Genomic DNA, 15,735 nt, shown 5'->3' with positions numbered 1-15,735 from the left:
GAGAGGTGCGGGAGCAGGCGTTCCAGATCCTTCGACCGGCCGGTAAAGCCCAGCGGACGGGGTGGGAGGGTGGCGGTCGCTCGCGGCACAGGGCCGTGGGTGGTGCCCCTGTTGTCCCTACCGTCGCCCGTCGCTCTTGCCGGTGACGGGGCCGTGGAAGGTGCCGCCCCGGAAGTCGATGTGGTCTCCGCCGTACGTCGCTCCGCCGTCCCCGTGCCGATGGGGACCCTCCTCGGAGCCGGAGGGAACGGAGGATCCCTCGCGGGGCCGGTGCTTGTGCAGCACCGCCACCGTCACCGCCGCAGCCTGCTCGGCGGCGCGCTTCTGCGAACCCGAGGCGTCGGCCTTGTGCTTCTCGGCGTCGGCCCGGTCGCTGATGCCCCGGATCACCAGGGCGTTCAACTGGCCGCTCAGATGGGCCGCCTGGAGTGCTCCGAAGCCCTCCATCTCGATCGCGCCCGCGTCGTTGTAGCTCCTGCGGAGGAACCGGGCGATCTCGGACTCGGCGTCCGCCAGGACGACGTCGCCCGTGGCGATCGGCAGGAAGTGCGCCTGTACGTCGGGCATGTCCCGCACGGCGGAACGGGCCGCCTGTTCGAGCGCGAGCGAGCTCGGCAGGGCCTTCGGCCGAACCAGGAAGCCCTCCGGCGTCTGCTTGCCGCCGTGGATCTCGTACACCTGCGTGCCCACGACGACGTCCCCGATCCCGACGTCGTCCTTCAGGCTGCCGGCGACACCGACGAAGAACACGGCCTCGGGGCGCAGCCAGTTGACGAGCTGGGTGGTGAGAGCGGCGGCCCGCTCGGCGCCCATGCCCAGCTCGGCGAGGGCGACGTGCCAGGAAGTGCCGGGCAGTTGACCCCTCTCGACTCGGGTCCCGTCGCGGTGCACCAGCTCCTCCCGCTCCTCGACGTGCGCGCGGACGGCGGCGTATTCGAGCGGAAGTGCGGTCAGGACCAGAACGGTGGGCCGGGTCTCCTGCATAGTCATAAGTTATAGCTGGGAGAAGGGGATCGAGTGTCGGAACAGGACCTCACCGTCGGGCAGTTGCTGCTCGCCGAGTACCAGAGCGTGAAGGACGAGCAGAAGGCGAGGATCGGGTTCCGGGACAACCTCCTCTACGTGACGCTGGCCGTCGTGGCCGCCGTCATCGCCGCCGCGGCCCAGGCGAAGCAGCCCTCGATGCTCCTGGCGCTGCCGCCGGTGTGCCTCGTCCTCGGATGGACCTACCTCGTCAACGACGAGAAGATCTCGGCGATCGGTCTCTACGTCCGGGACGATCTGGGCCCCCGGCTGGCCGCCCTCGCGGCGCACGGGAGTGGTTTCACGACGTTCGGGTGGGAGGCGTACCACCGGAGCGACACCCGGCGCCGGTCCCGCAAGGCGATCCAGACCGTGATCGACCTGACGGCGTTCTGTGCGGTACCGCTGGCCGCCCTGGTCGTGTTCTGGGCGAACGGCGACGGTGGCGGGCTGATGATCACGCTGTCGGTGCTGGAGGCGCTCGCCGTGGCAGGGCTCGGCTCGCAGATCGTGTGGTACGCGAGGGCGGCGTGAACGCCCGTTTCGCTCACTACCTTTGGCGTACGGTCATGAGTTGTTGACGGGGGCGAGTACGGCGTATGGAAGCGGCACTACTGGCGGCCCTGGCCGAGGGCGCGGGTGGGGACGGCGGACGCCGGGCGGTGGAGAGGCTGGCGCGGGCGGTGGGGCTCGACGCCGGCGCATCCGCCCGGGAGATCGCCGAGGCGGCACAGGATCCGGCACGGCGGGAGGCCGTACGGGAGTGGGGCGAGGCGGTGGCCGGCCTGCTCGCCGTCGATCCGCACGGCGTCGCCGGTGCCGTCGCGCGGGCCATGGAGCGGTCCGCGCCGGGAAGCGGGACGTCCTGGTACGACGGTGACCACTCCGACTTCCGGGGCGGGGTCTTCCTGCGCGAGGTGGTCGGCGTGCAGGTCGTGATCCAGCAGGGCGGGGCCGCCGTCCCGGAGGCGATGGCCGGCCTGCCGCCGAGACCCGGCGGGTTCACGGGCCGGGAGCGCGAGACGGAGGATCTACTGCGCGAGCTGGACCCGGCCGGGACACAGTCGGCGGCGACCCTCGTCGCCGCCGTGTCCGGTCTCGGCGGCATCGGCAAGACCGCGCTCGCCGTCGAGACCGCGCATCTGGCCCGTGAACGGGGCTGGTTCCCCGGCGGTGTTCTCTTCATCGACCTGCACGGCTACGACCGGGAACCCGTCACCGCCGACCGTGCCCTCCAAGCCCTGCTGCGTGCCCTCGGCACCCTGCCCGAACACATCCCCACCACGACGGACGAGCGGGCGGCGCTCTACCGCTCGACGCTGGCCGCTCGGGCTGACCAGCGTGGTGCGGTGCTGGTCCTGGCCGACAACGCCTCCTCACCGGATCAGGTACGGCCCCTCCTGCCGGGCGATTCCCGGCACCATGTCCTGGTCACGTCACGCGACCGGCTGCCCCAGTTGGGCGCGCGGCTCGTTCCCCTGGACCAGCTCGGCCCGAGGGAGGCGTACGAACTCCTCGATCTTGCCCTGCGGATCGCCGACCCGTACGACAGCCGGGTGGCCGACGACCCCGACACGGCCGAGCGACTCGCCGGCCTCTGCGGGCATCTCCCGCTGGCCCTGCAGATCGCGGCCGCCCTGCTGGCGGAGGACCCGGGCAAGCCGGTGAATGAACTCGTGGCGGAACTGGCCGAGTCCCGCGACCGCCTCGACCACCTCGACGACGGCGAGCGCAGCGTCCGCGCAGCCTTCGAGCTCTCCTACCGCCGACTGCCGCCCGAGTCCGCGCGGCTGCTGCGCCTGCTCGCCCTCGCGCCGGGGCCCGAGGTGAGCGACGAGGTCGTCGCCGCGCTGGCCGGTGCCGAGGAGCTTCCTGTGCGGGCCCTGAAGGCCCTGGCCCGTGCGCACCTCGTGGAGAGGGGGAGTGAGCGCGGATGGTGGCGGTTGCATGACTTGGTGCGGGTGTTCGGGGCGGGTGTGGTGGCGGGGGACACGGGGTTGCGGGAGGAGGGGGAAGCGGCGCGGGAACGGGTGCTGGAGCTCTACGTGCGGTGGGCGGAAGCGGCTGACGGCCGGTTGCGGTGGTTGCCGGGGATGGAGGAGCCGGAGCGGTTCGGGGACCGGGGACAGGCGTTGGCGTGGCTGGACGCGGAGCGGGCGGGTCTGGTTGCTGCGGTGGGGTGGGGGCGGGAGGAGCGGTTCGCGGGAGCGGCGGTGGGGCTGGCTCTGTGTCTGGGGGAGTACCTGACCTGGCGGCGGTATTTCGATGACTGGATCGCTGTCGCGGAGGTGGCGCGGGAGGCCACGCAGCTTGCCGGTGACAGGCTGAATGAGGCCGTTGCGCGGAACAACCTCGGTCTCGCCTTGCATGCGGCGGGCCGGGTGGGGGAGGCGATTGACGCCCATACCCGGGCCCGTGATCTGTTCCAGGCCGTCGGAGATCGCTACCGCGAGGCCACGGCCTGGAACAATTTTGGTCTCGCCTTGCATGCGGCGGGCCGGGTGGGGGAGGCGATTGACGCCCATACCCGGGCCCGTGATCTGTTCCAGGCCGTCGGAGATCGCTACCGCCAGGCCTCTGCATGGAACAACCTCGGTATCGCCTTGCATGCGGCGGGCCGGGTGGGGGAGGCGATTGACGCCCATACCCGGGCCCGTGATCTGTTCCAGGCCATCGGAGATCGCTACCGCCAGGCCTCTGCATGGAACAACCTCGGCTTCGTCCTGCAGACGGCGGGCCGGGCGGAGGAGGCGATCGAGGCGTACGGCAAGGGTTTGGAGATGCTCCGGGAGTTCGATGACTGGTACAACAAGGGGCGGATCCTCCTGGGACTGGCTCTCGCTTACAAAGACGCCCACCGCCCTTTCGAGGCCCGCACCGCCCACCTCCAAGCAGTCGACGCCTTCACCCGCGCCGACGCCCCCACCGAAGCTACCCAGGCCCGCGCCTACGCCGCCGAACTGGACACCCCCACCCCCTAACGCCCCTTCTCCACCCCCCGAGCCCACCGATACACCAGCTCCGGTCGCCCCACCTGCCCATAAACCGGCGCCCGCCCGGCCCTCCCCGCCTCCACCAGGTGCTCCAGATACCGCCGGGCCGTGATCCGGGAGATCCCCACGGCCTCGGCGACCCCCGCCGCCGTCAGCCCGTCCTCCGCCTCCCGCAGCGTCCCCGTCACCCGCTCCAGCGTCGGCCCGCTCAGCCCCTTCGGCAGCGCGGCCGGCCCCGGTGCCCGCAGTGCCGCCAGCGCCCTGTCCACCTCGTCCTGGCCGCTGGCCTCGCCCACGGACGCGCGGAACTCGGCGTAGCGCACCAGCCGGTCCCGCAGGGTCGCGAACGTGAACGGCTTCAGTACGTACTGCACGACCCCGAGCGACACCCCCTCCCGCACGACCGCCAGATCCCGCGCCGACGTCACCGCGATCACGTCGGCGTGATGCCCTGCCGCCCGCAGTGAGCGGGCCAGCTGGAGTCCGTGCACGTCGGGCAGGTGCAGGTCGAGGAGGAGCAGGTCGACGGGCGTGCGGTCCAGGGCCCGCCGTGCCTCCGCGCCGGTGTGCGCCTTGCCGACGGCGACGAAGCCGGGCACCCGGCCGACGTACATCACGTGGGCGTCGGCGGCCACCGGGTCGTCCTCGACCACCAGCACTCTGATGGGTTCCCCGCTCATACGGCGCCCTTCAAACCTTTTGCGCCAGCGGCGTCCCTCAGCGGCAGCCGCGCCTCGAACACCGCGCCGCCCTCGTCCGAGGACGTCACCGACAGCGTCCCGCCGTGCCGGCCCGCCGCCTGCCGTACGAGTGCCAGGCCCAGCCCCCGCCCGCCCGGACCGGACGGCTTGGTCGTGAAGCCCCGCTGGAAGACCGCCTCCGCGTGGTCCGGGGCCACGCCGGGGCCGGTGTCGGAGACCCGCAGGATCAGCTCCGAGCCGTCCTCTTCCGTTTCCGTCAGTGCCGTCACCGTCACCCGCGGGTGCAGCCCGCCCTGCGCCGCGTCCACGGCGTTGTCGATCAGGTTGCCGAGGATGGTGACCAGGTCCCGGGCGGGCAGGGTGTCCGGGAGCAGGCCGTCGTCCAGGCGGCTGTCGTCCGACACCACCAGCTCCACGCCCCGCTCGTTGGCCTGGGCGGTCTTGCCGAGGAGCAGCGCCGCGAGGACCGGCTCGCTCACCGCCGCCACCACCTGGTCGGTGAGCGCCTGCGCCAGTTCCAGCTCGGCGGTGGCGAAGTCCACCGCCTCCTCCGCGCGACCCAGCTCGATCAGCGAGACGACGGTGTGCAGCCGGTTCGCCGCCTCGTGCGCCTGCGACCGCAACGCCTGGGTGAAGCCCCGCTCGGAGTCCAGCTCGCCCATCAGCGACTGGAGCTCGGTGACGTCCCGCAGGGTCACCACCGAGCCGCGCCGCTGGCCGCCGGTGACCGGGGAGGTGTTCACCACCAGCACCCGGTCCGCCGTCAGGTGCACCTCGTCCACCCGGGGCTCCGAGGCGAGCAGCGCGCCCGTCAGCGGTGCCGGGAGGCCCAGCTCCGCCACCGGTCTGCCCACCACGTCCTCCTCCTGGTCCACACCCAGCAGCTCCCGGCCGCCGTCGTTGATCAGCGCCACCCTGTACTGCCAGTCCAGCATCAGCAGCCCCTCGCGCACGGCGTGCAGCGCGGCCTGATGGTAGTCGTGCATGTGGCTGAGCTCGGTCGCGTTCATGCCGTGGGTGTGGCGGCGCAGCCGGGCGTTGATGACGTACGTGCCGATCGCGCCGAGGCCGAGGGCGCCGGCCGCGACCGCGAGCAGGGCCGTCAGCTGCCCCCGGGCGCGCTGGCTGATCTCCTCGACCCTTATGCCGGCGCTGACCAGGCCGGTGATCCGGTCGCCGTCCCGGACCGGGGTGACCGCCCGGACCGACGGGCCGAGGGTGCCGGTGTAGGTCTCGGTGAAGGTGCGGCCCTCCAGCGCCGGGCCGGTGTGGCCCTGGAAGACCAGGCCGATCTGGTCGGGATCGGGGTGGGTCCAGCGGATGCCCCGCGGATCCATGATCGTGACGAAGTCGACGTCTGTGCCCCGCACCACCGCCAGCGCGTACGGCTGGAGTCGCGACGACGGGTCGGAGGTGCGGATCGCCTCCCGCACGGAGGGCGAGTCGGCGACCGAACGGGCCACCGCGGTGGCCTGGCGTCCCGCCGCCTGCTCGGCCTGGCTGCGGTCACTGACGTACGTGAACAGCGCGTACCCGGCCACGACGACCGCGATGAGCACGGCCTGCATGGCGAAGAGCTGGCCCGCGAGGCTGCGGGGCCGGGGGAGGGGGATGCGCATGCCGCCAGTCTGCCTCCCGGTTCCACGGTGAACTAAATGAACGGAAGGGTGACCGCGCTCACAGGGCACGGCATAGTCACGGCATTCCCCGAAAACCCATCCCCCGGACGTGAGCCGCACGCCGGTGATGCCGACGACGTCGTCAAGGAGGGCCGCCGTGACCAGCACATCCGCTACGGCACCTGCCGAACCCAAGGCCAAGCGGGACCGCACGCACTATCTCTACATCGCGGTGATCATCGCGGTCGCCCTCGGTATCGCCGTCGGTCTGATCGCCCCCGACTTCGCGGTCGAGCTGAAGCCGATCGGCACCGGGTTCGTGAACCTGATCAAGATGATGATCTCGCCGATCATCTTCTGCACCATCGTGCTGGGCATCGGCTCCGTGCGGAAGGCCGCCAAGGTCGGCGCCGTCGGCGGTATCGCGCTCGGCTACTTCATGGTGATGTCGGTCGTCGCGCTCGCCATCGGCCTGGTCGTCGGCAACATCCTGGACCCGGGCACCGGCCTCGCGATCACCGACACGGTCAAGGAGACCGGTCACGCCCAGGTCGACGCGGAGGCGAAGGACACCACCGAGTTCCTGCTCGGCGTCATCCCGACCACCATCGTGTCCGCCTTCACCTCCGGCGAGGTCCTGCAGACCCTGCTGGTGGCCCTGCTCTGCGGCTTCGCGCTGCAGGCCATGGGCAACGCCGGCCAGCCGGTGCTGCGCGGCATCGAGCACATCCAGCGCCTGGTCTTCCGCGTCCTCGCCATGATCATGTGGGCCGCCCCGATCGGCGCCTTCGGTGCCATGGCCGCGGTCACCGGTTCCGCCGGCCTGGACGCCCTGAAGAGCCTCGCGGTGCTGATGCTCGGCTTCTACATCACCTGTGTGCTGTTCGTCTTCCTGGTGCTCGGCGCGATGCTGCGGATCGTCGCCGGCCTGAACATCTGGACCCTGTTCAAGTACCTGGGCCGTGAGTTCCTGCTGATCCTGTCCACCTCCTCCTCCGAGTCGGCGCTGCCGCGCCTGATCGCGAAGATGGAGCACCTGGGCGTCAGCAAGCCGGTCGTCGGCATCACCGTCCCGACCGGCTACTCCTTCAACCTCGACGGCACCATGATCTACATGACCATGGCCTCGCTGTTCATCGCCGACGCCATGGGTACGCCGATGTCGCTCGGCGAGCAGATCCCGCTGCTGCTGTTCCTGCTGGTCGCCTCGAAGGGTGCCGCCGGTGTCACCGGTGCCGGCCTGGCGACGCTGGCCGGTGGTCTGCAGTCGCACAAGCCCGCCCTGGTGGACGGCATCGGCCTGATCGTCGGCATCGACCGCTTCATGAGCGAGGCCCGCGCCCTGACCAACTTCGCGGGCAACGCGGTCGCCACGGTGCTGGTCGGTACCTGGACGAAGGAGATCGACAAGGAGCGGGTGGCCGAGGTCCTGGCCGGCCGTGCCCCCTTCGACGAGAAGACGCTGCTGGACGACCACGGCACCGGTGGCGACGCCGACGAGCCCCGCGCCGAGCTGCCCGAGAAGGGCGGCGAGAAGGAGCTGGCCAAGGCCTGACGGCCCACGCCACCGACTCCGCACCCCGCAGACCCCGGGCGGCTGGGACACTCCCCCGTTGCTCAGCCGCCCGGTCGCCGGAGGCCCGGCACCCGTCTCCGGGCCTCCACCGCCGCCGAGCGGCCGGACCCCACCCCCCGTGGGTCCGGCCGCTCGGCTTCTTCCGTTCCCTCCGTTCCCTCCGTCCCGTACGCCCTTGCCTTGACGCCGACGTCAAGGCTTACGTTCGTCTGCATGCGAATCGGCGAGCTGGCCGCACGCGCCGGGACCACCACGCGGACGCTGCGGTACTACGAGTCACGCGGACTGCTGTCCGCGCGGCGCACCGGCAACGGATACCGGACCTACGACGAGAGCGATCTGAAGCTGCTGCGGCAGATCCGCACGCTCCAGGACTTCGGGTTCGACCTGGAGGAGACCCGGCCCTTCGTGGAGTGCCTGCGGGCCGGGCACCCCGAGGGCGACGCGTGCCCCGCCTCGCTCCAGGTCTACCGGCGCAAGCTGGACGAGCTCGACGCCCTGATCGGTGAGCTGCGCGCGGTGCGGGCGAAGGTCGGCGAGCAGTTGGCGCGGGCGGAGTCGGCGCGGGACGGGCTGGCCGCCGACGCTGCGGTTCCGGGCGGTCCGGAGCCGGTGTGCGAACTGGGAGGGGAACTGTGATGAGCGGAGTGCCGGACGTCACGGACGCGGACTTCGAAGAAGAGGTGATCGGGTCGGAGCTGCCGGTGCTGGTGGAGTTCACGGCCGACTGGTGTCCGCCGTGCCGGCAGATGGCGCCGGTGCTGAGCGCGCTGGCGGCCGAGGAGGAGGGCCGGCTGAAGGTCGTCCAGCTGAACGTGGACGCCAATCCGGACACGACCAACGCCTACAAGGTGCTGTCGATGCCGACCTTCATGGTGTTCCGCGACGGGGAGCCGCTGCGGTCGATGGTGGGGGCCAGGCCCAAGCGGCGGCTCCTCGAGGAGCTGGCGGACGTGCTCTGACCTGGTACTCGGCACGAGAAAACCCCCGGGCAATTGCGCCCGGGGGTTTTCTTTGCGTATATTCATTGATTCGCGACTTCGTTTTGGAGGAGTCGCAGTGAAGTTCAACGAGCACAGTATATCCGGGCGGGAGCGGAATTGTCAAACACCGAATTTCCGGACGAGGAATTGCGGCAGGAACAGCAATTCATCGACGGGCTGTACGCACGCGTGGACGTCCTGCGCGGCGACGCCGAGGTGTCCGTCACGGAGGCGCTCGCCCAGGGCCACACCCCCCGGCAGGCCAGGCTGGAGCGGGACATCCTGGTCGCCGAGCGCTCCGGGCTGCTCGCCGCGCTGAACGCCGTGGACGGTTCCCTCTGCTTCGGCCGCATCGACCTCGCCTCCGGCGACACCCACCACATCGGCCGCATCGGCCTGCGCGCCGACGACGCCGAGCGCACGCCCGTCCTCATCGACTGGCGGGCCGACGTCGCCCGCCCGTTCTACCTGGCCACCGGCCACACCACGATGGGGCTCAGGCGTCGCCGGCACATCTCCACCGAGGGCCGCCGGGTCACCGCCCTGCACGACGAGGTCCTCGACCTCGGCGACGAGACCCGCACCGGCCACGAGGACCCCACCGGCGACGCCGTACTGCTCGCCGCGCTGAACTCCGCGCGCACCGGCCGCATGGGCGACATCGTGCGCACCATCCAGGCCGACCAGGACCGCATCATCCGCGCCCCGCACCGCGGGGTGATGGTCGTCGAGGGCGGCCCCGGCACCGGCAAGACCGCCGTCGCCCTGCACCGCGCCGCCTACCTCCTCTACGAGCACCGCGAACTGCTGGCCCGCCGCGCCGTCCTGATCGTCGGCCCCAACCCGGCGTTCCTCGGCTACATCGGCGAGGTACTGCCCAGCCTCGGCGAGACCGGCGTACTCCTCGCGACCGTCGGCGAGCTGTACCCCGGCGTGAAGACCACCCGCACGGACACCCCCGAGGCCGCCGCCGTCAAGGGCCGCGCCGAGATGGCCGACGTCCTCGCCGACGTCGTACGCGACCGGCAGGCGCTGCCCGACCCGGTGATCGCGATCGAGCACGACCGCGAGATCCTCATGCTCGACGACGGCCTGGTGAACGTCGCCCGCGAACGCACCCGCGCCGCGAAACTGCCGCACAACGTGGCCCGTGAGCACTTCGAGGGCCACATCCTCAACGCGCTCACCGACATGCTCGCCGAACGCATCGGCACCGACCCCTACGACGGCTCCAACCTGCTCGACCCCAGCGACATCACCCAGATCCGCGACGAACTCGCCGACAACCCCGAGGTCTGGTCCGCCATCGACCGGCTCTGGCCGAGGGTCACCCCGCAGCGCCTGGTCGCCGACTTCCTCGCCGCACCCGAGGGCTACCTCCCCGACGAGGACGCCGCCGCGGTCCGCCGCCCGGTGACCCGGCACTGGACCGTCTCCGACGTGCCCCTGCTCGACGAGGCCGCCGAACTCCTCGGCGAGGACGACCGGCTCGAACGCGAGCGCGCCGAACGCGAACGGCAGACCCAGATCGCCTTCGCCCAGGGCGTCCTGGACGTCTCGTACGCCTCCCGGACGTACGAGTTCGAGGACAAGGAGGACGACGACCCGGACTCCTCCGAGGTGCTGTCCGCGCACGACATCATCGACGCCGAGCGCTTCGCCGAACGGCACGAGGAGGACGATCACCGCAGCGCCGCCGAGCGCGCCGCCGCCGACCGCACCTGGGCGTTCGGGCACATCATCGTCGACGAGGCGCAGGAGCTCTCCCCGATGGCGTGGCGGCTGCTGATGCGGCGCAGCCCGACCCGCTCGATGACCCTGGTCGGCGACCCGGCACAGACCTCCGAGGCCGGCGGGGTCGGCTCCTGGGCGGACATCCTCACCCCCTACGTCGAGGACCGCTGGGAGCACACCCGGCTCGGCGTCAACTACCGCACCCCCGCCGAGATCATGGACGTCGCCGCGGCCGTGGTCCGCGCGGAGCACCCCGGCTTCGAGCCGCCCGGCTCCGTCCGCTCCACGGGCGTACGCCCCTGGGCCCGCGCCACCGACGACCTGCCCGGCGCCGTCGCCAAGGCCGTCGCGGAACTCACCCCCGACGAGGGCCGCCTCGCCGTCATCGCCCCGCGCGAACTGCACCGCGCCCTGGCCGCCCGCCTCGACGGGGTGACGGCGGGCGCCGAACCCGATCTGGCGCACACCGTCGTGCTGCTCGACCCGCGCCAGGCCAAGGGCCTGGAGTTCGACTCGGTCCTCGTGGTCGAACCGGGCCGCTACGGCACCAGCGACCTGTACGTGGCACTCACCCGCGCCACCCAGCGGCTCGGCGTCCTGCACACCGAGCCGCTGCCGGAGCCGCTGGCCGACGCCATGAACTGAGCGGAACGGCTCAGGCCGGGCGCAGCCACACCGTCGCCAGGGGCGGCAGGGTCAGGCGGATGCTCGCCGGGAACCCGTGCCGTCCCTGCGGCTCCGGCTTGACCGGGTCGGGGCGGGTGACGTCACCGCCGCCGTAGCGGCCGGCGTCGGTGTTCACCACCTCGTGCCAGGCGGGCACGTCGTCGGGCACCCCGATCCGGTAGTCCTGCCGGACCACCGGCGCGAAGTGGGAGACCGCGAGCAGCGGGGAGCCGTCGGAGTCGTACCGCAGGAAGGCGAACACGTTGTCCTCGGCGGCGTCCCCGGTCACCCACCGGAAACCGGACGGCTCGGTGTCGCCCCGCCACAGCGCCGGGGTGTGCCCGTACACGGTGTTGAGGTCGCGCACCAGATCGCGCACCCCGCGGTGGTCGGCCTCGGCGCCGTAGTGCGGATCCAGCAGCCACCAGTCCGGGCCGTGCGCCTCCGACCACTCCGCTCCCTGCGCGAACTCCTGCCCCATGAAGAGGAGTTGCTTGCCCGGGTGGGCCCACATGAAGCCCAGGTAGGCCCGCAGGTTGGCGCGCTGCTGCCACCAGTCGCCGGGCATCTTCGACACCAGGGACCGCTTGCCGTGCACCACCTCGTCGTGGGAGATCGGCAGCACGTAGTTCTCGCTGTACGCGTACACCATCGAGAACGTCATCTCGCCGTGGTGGTACCGGCGGTGCACCGGCTCGTGGCTCATGTACTGGAGCGAGTCGTGCATCCAGCCCATGTTCCACTTCAGCCCGAACCCGAGCCCGCCGAAGCCGCTGGGGCCCTTGTGGTGGGTGGCCCGGGTGACGCCGTCCCAGGCCGTGGACTCCTCCGCGATCGTCACGACCCCCGGCACCCTGCGGTACACGGTCGCGTTCATCTCCTGCAGGAACGCCACCGCGTCCAGGTTCTCCCGGCCGCCGTGCTCGTTCGGCGTCCACTGGCCCGGCTCGCGCGAGTAGTCCAGGTAGAGCATCGAGGCGACGGCGTCCACCCGCAGCCCGTCGATGTGGAACTCCTCGCACCAGTACAGGGCGTTCGCCACCAGGAAGTTGCGCACCTCGCGCCGCCCGAAGTCGAACTCCAGGGTGCCCCAGTCCGGGTGCGCGGCCCGCAGCGGATCCTCGTGCTCGTACAGCGGCCGGCCGTCGAACTCCGCCAGCGCCCACTCGTCGCGCGGGAAGTGCGCCGGCACCCAGTCCATGATCACCCCGATCCCGGCCCGGTGCAGGGCGTCGACCAGGTACCGGAAGTCGTCCGGGGTGCCGAGGCGGGCGGTGGGCGCGTAGAACCCGGTGACCTGGTAGCCCCAGGAGCCGCCGAAGGGGTGCTCGGCGACCGGCATCAGCTCCACGTGCGTGAAGCCGAGGTCCTTGACGTAGGCCGGGAGCTGCTCGGCCAGCTGGCGGTAGGTCAGCCCCGGTCGCCAGGACGGCAGGTGCACCTCGTACACGGAGAACGGCGCCCGGTGCGCGGGCACCTCCGCGCGCCGCTCCAGCCACGCCGCATCACCCCACTCGTACGCCGAGGACGTGACGATCGACGACGTGGCCGGCGGCACCTCCGTACGGCGGGCCAGCGGGTCGGCGCGCAGGGTCTTCGAACCGTCGGGGCGGGTGATCTCGAACTTGTACAGCTCGCCCTCGCCGATCCCCGGCACGAACAGCTCCCACACCCCCGTCGAGCCCAGCGACCGCATGGGGAAGCCGGTGCCGTCCCAGAAGTTGAAGGTGCCGGCCACCCGCACCCCGCGCGCGTTCGGCGCCCACACCGAGAACCGGGTGCCGGTGACGCCCTGGTGGGTCATCGGGTGCGCGCCCAGGACCGTCCACAGCTCCTCGTGCCGGCCCTCGCCGATCAGATGCAGGTCGAGCTCACCGAGCGTGGGCAGGAAACGGTACGCGTCCTCCGTCTCCTGCACCGTCCCCTCGTACGTGACGAGCAGCCGGTACGCCGGGACCCCGCCCAGTGGCAGCAGTCCCGAGAAGAAGCCGTCGCCGTCGTCGTGCAGCTCGACGGTGAGGCCCCCGGAGACCACGGTCACCGCGAGGGCGTACGGCCGGAACGCCCGGAAGACGACCCCGCCGGGCACCGGGTGCGCGCCGAGCACGGAGTGCGGGGCGTGGTGCGTCCCGCTCAGCAGCCGCTCCCGGTCGGCGGCGTCCACGGCGGGGGAGACGGCGATCTCCATCTCGGGCGGGACGGTCTGCGCGGCGGCGGTCTCCTCCACGGCCGCCTTCCTCGCCCCCGCCTTCTCGGCCGGGGTCTTCTTCGCCGCGGCCTTCTTCACCGCCGTCTGCGGCGCCACCGACTTCTTGGCCGCCGTGCTCTTCACCGCCGTCTTCTTCACCGGGGTCTTCTTGGCGGTGGCCTTCCTCGGCGCCGCGGTCGCCTTCGTCGCCGTCACCTTCTTGGCCACGGCCTTCGCCGCCGCGGCGGTCTTCTTCGCTACGGCCTTCTTCGCGACGGCCTTCTTCACCGGCTCGGCGGCCGCGGGCTGCCGCTCGGCCGACTGCTCCGGATGCGAACCGCTGGACTCGGGGCGGGGGGTCACGGGCGAAGCCTCCTGGACGCGGGTCGGATGGGTCAGATCAGGTCGGTCGAGGCGAGCCGGTGCACGGCGGCCAGCGGTACGGGCAGCCACTCGGGACGGTGCCGGGCCTCGTAGACCACTTCGTAGACCGCCTTGTCGGTCTCGTACGCGCGCAGCAGCACCGGCTCGGTGCGCGGATCCCGGCCGGCCGCCTCCGCGTAGCCGGAGCAGTACGCCGCCCGGCACCGCACGGCCCAGTTTGGCTGCGGCGGGTCCACCGAACGCGCCGCGTAGTCGAAGGACCGCAGCATGCCGGCCACGTCCCGCACCGCCGGCTGCGGCATCCGGCGTTCGGCCAGCGGACGCGCCGGTTCACCCTCGAAGTCGATCAGCGACCACTCCCCGGCCGGGGAGCGCAGACACTGCCCCAGGTGCAGATCGCCGTGCACCCGCTGCGCGGTCCAGACGCGGCCCTCGGCGGCCAGATCGTCCAGCGCCGTGAACGCCGAGCGCAGCCCGTCCGCGTACGGCCGCAGCGTGGGCACCGCGTGCACGGCCGCCTCGAGCCGCTCGGTCATGCCGGCGGCCATGGAGCGGAGCTGGGCGTGCCCCAGCGTGACCGTGGGCAGCGCGCGGGCCAGCGCGGTGTGCACCTCGGCGGTGGCCCGTCCGAGGTCCCGCGCCTCGGCGACGAAGTCCTCCCCCTTGGCCAGCTCCCGCAGCGCCAGCTCCCAGCCGTCCGTCGCGCCCTGCACGAACGGCTGGAGCACCCCCAGGACGTACGGCTCGGCGGGGGGCGGCGGACCGGGCGACTCGTCGGGCTCCGCGACCAGCCAGGCCGTCGGCGGGGGCACCCGGGGGCAGCCCTCGCGGGCCAGCGCCAGCGGCAGCTCCAGGTCGGGATTGATCCCGGGCACGATCCGGCGCAACAGCTTCAGGATGAACGTATCTCCGTAGACGACCGACGAGTTCGACTGCTCGGCGGTCACCAGGCGCGGCACCAGACCGGACCGGATCTCCTGCCGCGGGTCCCGCTCGAAGCGAAGCCCGCCGATCCGGGCCCGGGTGCGCAGGGCCTCCAGGAGCAGTTCGGCGGGCCGGGTGTCGTGCAGGGCCTCGTAGACCGTCCGTCCGGCCAGCGGGCCCCGCGTCACATGACCGATCAGCGCGGGCGCGAGCCGGGGCGGCAGCGCCTCGCGCACGCCTATGAACAGCTGGTAGCAGTCGCCGGGCTGCTCGGGGCCGCCGTGACCCGGCTGGAGCGGCTGGTGCGCGCGCACGAGCAGGTGGTACAGGCCCAGCTTGGCGGTGGGCGGCAGCATCTCGGTGGCCGCGACCAGGGAGAACCCGGTGACCGGGCGGCCCTTGCCCGCGAACCAGCGCTGCCGCGGCAGCCACTCCCTCAACAGTGGATCCAGTGACGCAAGGAGGCCGGGCGGGGTCGTGACGGTGCGTGTGACGGCTTCCGACATGGCGTCGCGTCCTCTCCCCTCTTTCGGCGCGCCACGAGGGCGCCGCCGGTGGGCGGGGTGTTACTCATGCGTGCCCCGGGCGGAGCGGGGGAAACCGCCCCGCCCCGGGTTCTACGCGGCGTCCTTGCGGAGCCGGAACCAGTAGAAGCCGTGCCCCCCGAGGGTCAGCAGGTACGGCAGGTCGCCGACGGCCGGGAAGCGCACCCCGCCGAACAGTTCGACCGGGTGCCGTCCCCCGAAGGCGCTGAGATCGAGCTCGGTGGGCTGTGCGAAGCGTGAGAAGTTGTTCACGCAGAGCACCAGGTCGTCCTCGTACTCGCGGAGGAAGGCGAGGACGGCCGGGTTGGAGGAGGGCAGTTCGGTGTAGGAGCCGAGGCCGAACGCCGGGTTCTGCTTGCGGATCTCGATCATCCGGCGGGTCCAGTGCAGCAGCGAGGA

The 15,735-nt window shown here is 72.0% G+C and carries 12 protein-coding genes; 6 read left to right on the top strand and 6 right to left on the bottom strand.

Annotation, left to right across the window (positions count from 1 at the left end; genetic code table 11):
• Positions 1-117: 117 nt before the first annotated feature.
• The gene (locus KUM38_RS21405) at positions 118-990 is read right to left on the bottom strand and encodes a 5'-methylthioadenosine/S-adenosylhomocysteine nucleosidase (RefSeq protein ID WP_217131030.1); all 873 of its coding nucleotides are present in this window, start codon (positions 988-990) and stop codon (positions 118-120) included.
• A 27-nt stretch (positions 991-1,017) separates the two neighbouring features.
• On the opposite strand from KUM38_RS21405, the gene KUM38_RS21400 reads away from it, so the two are divergent.
• Positions 1,018-1,557, top strand: a complete 540-nt coding sequence (locus tag KUM38_RS21400; RefSeq protein WP_217131029.1) for a hypothetical protein — start codon at positions 1,018-1,020, stop codon at positions 1,555-1,557.
• Between the two features lie 65 nt (positions 1,558-1,622).
• Positions 1,623-4,004, top strand: coding sequence for a tetratricopeptide repeat protein (locus KUM38_RS21395; protein WP_217131028.1), 2,382 nt, complete (start codon positions 1,623-1,625; stop codon positions 4,002-4,004).
• Here KUM38_RS21395 and KUM38_RS21390 read toward each other — a convergent pair.
• Both KUM38_RS21390 and KUM38_RS21385 read right to left on the bottom strand, forming a co-directional pair.
• Entirely contained in the window at positions 4,001-4,696 is a 696-nt protein-coding gene (locus tag KUM38_RS21390; RefSeq protein ID WP_217131027.1) for a response regulator, read from the bottom strand. The two genes, KUM38_RS21395 and KUM38_RS21390, sit on opposite strands and share 4 nt — an antisense overlap.
• Complete coding sequence (locus KUM38_RS21385; protein ID WP_217131026.1) at positions 4,693-6,336, bottom strand: sensor histidine kinase; 1,644 nt, start codon at positions 6,334-6,336, stop codon at positions 4,693-4,695. The genes KUM38_RS21390 and KUM38_RS21385 overlap by 4 nt, the downstream gene beginning before the upstream one ends.
• Before the next feature lie 157 nt (positions 6,337-6,493).
• On the opposite strand from KUM38_RS21385, the gene KUM38_RS21380 reads away from it, so the two are divergent.
• The 4 genes from KUM38_RS21380 to KUM38_RS21365 all read left to right on the top strand — a co-directional run bounded on the left by KUM38_RS21380 (position 6,494) and on the right by KUM38_RS21365 (position 11,274).
• Positions 6,494-7,891 (top strand): cation:dicarboxylate symporter family transporter, encoded by a 1,398-nt coding sequence (locus KUM38_RS21380; protein WP_217131025.1) that lies wholly within the window; start codon positions 6,494-6,496, stop codon positions 7,889-7,891.
• A 234-nt stretch (positions 7,892-8,125) separates the two neighbouring features.
• Positions 8,126-8,551 (top strand): MerR family transcriptional regulator, encoded by a 426-nt coding sequence (locus KUM38_RS21375; protein WP_217131024.1) that lies wholly within the window; start codon positions 8,126-8,128, stop codon positions 8,549-8,551.
• Positions 8,552-8,559: 8 nt separating this feature from the next.
• On the top strand, positions 8,560-8,874 hold the full coding sequence (gene trxA, locus KUM38_RS21370; protein ID WP_217131108.1) for a thioredoxin: 315 nt from the start codon (positions 8,560-8,562) through the stop codon (positions 8,872-8,874).
• A gap of 168 nt (positions 8,875-9,042) precedes the next feature.
• Positions 9,043-11,274, top strand: coding sequence for an AAA family ATPase (locus KUM38_RS21365; RefSeq protein ID WP_217131107.1), 2,232 nt, complete (start codon positions 9,043-9,045; stop codon positions 11,272-11,274).
• A 10-nt stretch (positions 11,275-11,284) separates the two neighbouring features.
• On the opposite strand, the gene glgB is transcribed toward KUM38_RS21365, so the two are convergent.
• The 3 genes from glgB to KUM38_RS21350 form a co-directional block, all read right to left on the bottom strand.
• Positions 11,285-13,846 (bottom strand): 1,4-alpha-glucan branching enzyme, encoded by a 2,562-nt coding sequence (gene glgB / locus KUM38_RS21360; RefSeq protein ID WP_217131023.1) that lies wholly within the window; start codon positions 13,844-13,846, stop codon positions 11,285-11,287.
• Positions 13,847-13,878: 32 nt separating this feature from the next.
• A complete protein-coding gene (locus KUM38_RS21355) occupies positions 13,879-15,297 on the bottom strand; it encodes a maltokinase (RefSeq protein WP_217131022.1) in 1,419 nt (472 codons plus the stop codon).
• A gap of 111 nt (positions 15,298-15,408) precedes the next feature.
• Positions 15,409-15,735, bottom strand: a 327-nt coding sequence (locus tag KUM38_RS21350) for an alpha-glucosidase C-terminal domain-containing protein (protein ID WP_217131021.1), incomplete at its 5' end; no start/stop codon positions are given.

The sequence above is a fragment of the Streptomyces sp. AC558_RSS880 genome (assembly GCF_019049255.1).
In the GTDB taxonomy this organism is placed as follows: Bacteria; Actinomycetota; Actinomycetes; order Streptomycetales; family Streptomycetaceae; genus Streptomyces.
Note: the sequence above shows the minus strand (reverse complement) of the source record. Positions and strands in the feature narration are given on the sequence as shown.

What these genes read in the sequence shown, in the direction of transcription:
- KUM38_RS21405 (WP_217131030.1), bottom strand. Translation starts at nt 990, where the DNA reads ATGACTATGCAGGAGACCCGGCCCACCGTTCTGGTCCTGACCGCACTT.
- KUM38_RS21395 (WP_217131028.1), top strand. Translation starts at nt 1,623, where the DNA reads ATGGAAGCGGCACTACTGGCGGCCCTGGCCGAGGGCGCGGGTGGGGAC.
- KUM38_RS21390 (WP_217131027.1), bottom strand. Translation starts at nt 4,696, where the DNA reads ATGAGCGGGGAACCCATCAGAGTGCTGGTGGTCGAGGACGACCCGGTG.
- KUM38_RS21385 (WP_217131026.1), bottom strand. Translation starts at nt 6,336, where the DNA reads ATGCGCATCCCCCTCCCCCGGCCCCGCAGCCTCGCGGGCCAGCTCTTC.
- KUM38_RS21375 (WP_217131024.1), top strand. Translation starts at nt 8,126, where the DNA reads ATGCGAATCGGCGAGCTGGCCGCACGCGCCGGGACCACCACGCGGACG.
- KUM38_RS21355 (WP_217131022.1), bottom strand. Translation starts at nt 15,297, where the DNA reads ATGTCGGAAGCCGTCACACGCACCGTCACGACCCCGCCCGGCCTCCTT.